General features: G+C 42.5%; 4 protein-coding genes. All 4 read left to right on the top strand.

Annotated elements, in window-relative coordinates; genetic code table 11:
• The first annotated feature begins 244 nt into the window (after positions 1–244).
• Positions 245–1,558, top strand: a complete 1,314-nt coding sequence (locus FW758_RS24185; protein WP_446446787.1) for a tyrosine-type recombinase/integrase — start codon at positions 245–247, stop codon at positions 1,556–1,558.
• The gene (locus FW758_RS24180) at positions 1,548–2,144 is read left to right on the top strand and encodes a hypothetical protein (protein WP_446446786.1); all 597 of its coding nucleotides are present in this window, start codon (positions 1,548–1,550) and stop codon (positions 2,142–2,144) included. Before FW758_RS24185 ends, FW758_RS24180 begins: the two co-directional genes overlap by 11 nt.
• Before the next feature lie 83 nt (positions 2,145–2,227).
• Entirely contained in the window at positions 2,228–2,434 is a 207-nt protein-coding gene (locus FW758_RS24175; protein WP_259514757.1) for a helix-turn-helix transcriptional regulator, read from the top strand.
• Positions 2,427–2,837, top strand: a 411-nt coding sequence (locus tag FW758_RS24170) for a hypothetical protein (RefSeq protein ID WP_263256707.1), incomplete at its 3' end; no start/stop codon positions are given. The genes FW758_RS24175 and FW758_RS24170, both read left to right, overlap by 8 nt.

The following is a 2,837-nucleotide window of genomic DNA, read 5'->3' as shown; positions in this document are numbered from 1 at the left end:
TCGGGTGGTGGCCCCTCACGGACTTGAACCGTGGACCTAACGATTATGAGTCATAAAAATGGCAAGATTCAATGAGATAATAAATTAATCTAATGAGACATAAAACTTAGTAAGATTAATGCTTTACTATGTTGCTGGTGGTCTTGTATTGTTTTGTTATATCTCACTCAGTCTTGCCACTACGTCACCCGTTACAGCAACTGTAACACTAGGCTATGGCAATGCTTTAACTCAAGGCCATGCCATGACAACAAAAGCCCTCACGGAACGCGAAGTCAAAGGTGCAAAACCCAAAGACAATAAGTATGAATTAATTGACTCATCCCGCGAGCGTGGAGCAGGTCGTTTAGTCATTGCTGTTTACCCTTCAGGAGCCAAAGTCTTTTCGTTCAAATATCAAATTGACAGTAAGCGGCAATATGTTCAATTAGGCCGTTACCCCTCTATGACGCTTGCACAAGCGCGCGAAATTTCTCAGCCGCTAGCGGGGATGTTAAAGCAGGGGCTTGATCCCAAAATTGAAATTGAAAAGGAGCAAGCAAAAGAAAAGGCCGCTCAGCAAGTTGAAGCAAAGAAAGGTAGCCTAGGCCAGCTATTTGAAGGTTATACCCAGCAAATGAAGGTTGACGGCAAACGAACCTTTAAAGCCGTGTTACATGCGCTTGAAGCGGAAGTTTACCCAATAGTAAAGCCTGAAACTAAGGCTAAGGACGTAAGCGTAGATGACATTAAGTTGATTCTAGGGCGGATCATACGCAGAGGGGCAGCAGTTCAAAGCAACCGTACTCGATCATACCTTAGTGCCGCTTTTAACTATGGTCTTAAGCATGATAATGATCCTGCCAAAATGGGCTGTGATGTTTTATTTGGCATTGGCTTTAATCCTGTACTCGCAATACCAAAGCAGACGGCCGCCGAAAGCGTTGGTGAAAATTACCTTACCTTTGATGAAACGCGAGAGTTATTAGCCATACTCGAAACCCGTGAAGGTTTTAGGATGGGGTTTCATGTAGCCAAGTTAATACAGCTTTGTTTTTATACTGGTGGGCAACGTCCCTACGAGCTAGCGGCTAGCCGATGGGATGCAATCAACTGGAATGAAGCGACATTTGAAATTATTGCTGATGTATCAAAAAACAAACGTGCTCACCTGTTACCTTTGGTTGAGTCTGCAATAACAATACTTGAACAGCTTTATGCTGAAAGAGATCCATTAAACCCCTTCATTTTTCCGCATAAATTCGACCATAGCCAGCATATGCGGCTTGATTCCTTATCGCAAAGTCTTTGCCGTTATCGGGAAGCTAGACCAGACGCGAAACACTTTGTTGCTCGTGATATTAGGCGCACTTGTAAAACACTTATGGGCGCGCTAGGCATATCTAAGGACATTAGGGACAGATTACAGAACCATGCACTTAATGACGTATCTAGCAAGCATTATGACCGTTACAGCTACTTGCCCGAAAAGCGCATAGCCCTTGAAGCATGGGAAGCTAAGTTAAACGAAGTTGAGCAGGGAAATGTTGTTAGTTTGAGGCCATGTCATGCCAAATAAGAGATTAATTAATGCAGGATCTGATGGATTTTCATCTACAGAAGAAATAAAGGTGTTATTGAAAAGTCTTGAAAAAATGATTTCAAAATTAGAGTTAATAGATGATGTAAATATCCCAGATGACATAGGGGAGATTAAACGCGAAATGCTAGAAAAGGCTAATGACAGTGTTTTAAATTATCGAGATGGGAAGCGTCTGACTGTGCTCAGCGATATGTTCAAAGGAATCGTAACAGACCCTAAACTACTGGAGATTCATAATTCACTACTTGCCGCAGCATTATTGGCAAGAGCGTGTGGTCTTGAAGGAATGTATTCTCATTATTATAGGCAAAGTTTTGTATTAATTGAGAAGTTTGTAACGGAAAGGCTAGCGTCTGTTCATCATTCTGAAAAAAGAACTACTTCATCGCAGACGGAAGCTAGAACGTTAGCTAAACGATTCTGGCAAGAATCCCCTCACTTTACTTTGCAAAATGTATCCGAATTGGTGGCTAGTAAAATGAACCTTGCTCCAGTGACAATTAGACAATACATATCCGATTTGAACCCACGAAAAGGTCAGCGTGGACGCCCAAAAAAGTAGGGAGTTAGTAACTACCTTTTTTTTATATCTCAAAAATGCCTCATTCTTACGATGTCTTTTTAAGTAACATTGAGGTTCAACACATGACACAAACTAATCAACTACAACCGCTTATCAACTATAAGCAAATGGAAGTACTTACAGGTCGCGATCGTCGCTCTATCTGGCGTTGGTGGGCCAAAGATAAATCTTTCCCGAAACCAATAATGAAAGGCGGGCGCGCAATAGGCTGGAAGCAAGAGCAATACAATGAGTGGTTAGCTCAGTTAGAAGGGGCAAACCATGAATAATTTAAACCATAAAAAAACAGGCACCCAACCCGCCAAGATTGACACTGCCTGTTTGCACTATCTCGCTATCAAAAATAGCTTAGATGATGATAAACCGATTAGCTCAGTTTTACTACAGCCGCAGCTTAATGCTGCTCTAACAGTTGAGCAAGCGCTAATGGCAGGTTGTTTCCCGCCCAAACTAACAACAGGAATACGCTATTTGATAGCCCATTGCCCTACGGTGCGTAAAACCGCAGAAATGGCGACACACGGCATTCCATATCTACCCAGTTTTTTACAAAGAGCCAATCCATTGTTGAGGTTCTATTGTCGCCAGCAAATTTGCTCACGTGCCCTTGGTGATGGTACGGGCAGGGTCGAGTATTATTTCTGCCCATATGCTGAGGAGGTCGTGAATGAC

Source organism: Shewanella sp. 1180_01 (assembly GCF_052850535.1).
Note: the sequence above shows the minus strand (reverse complement) of the source record. Positions and strands in the feature narration are given on the sequence as shown.

Excerpts from the sequence above, each read along its gene's own strand:
- FW758_RS24185 (WP_446446787.1), top strand. The coding sequence starts at position 245 with ATGACAACAAAAGCCCTCACGGAACGCGAAGTCAAAGGTGCAAAACCC.
- FW758_RS24180 (WP_446446786.1), top strand. The coding sequence starts at position 1,548 with ATGCCAAATAAGAGATTAATTAATGCAGGATCTGATGGATTTTCATCT.
- FW758_RS24175 (WP_259514757.1), top strand. The coding sequence starts at position 2,228 with ATGACACAAACTAATCAACTACAACCGCTTATCAACTATAAGCAAATG.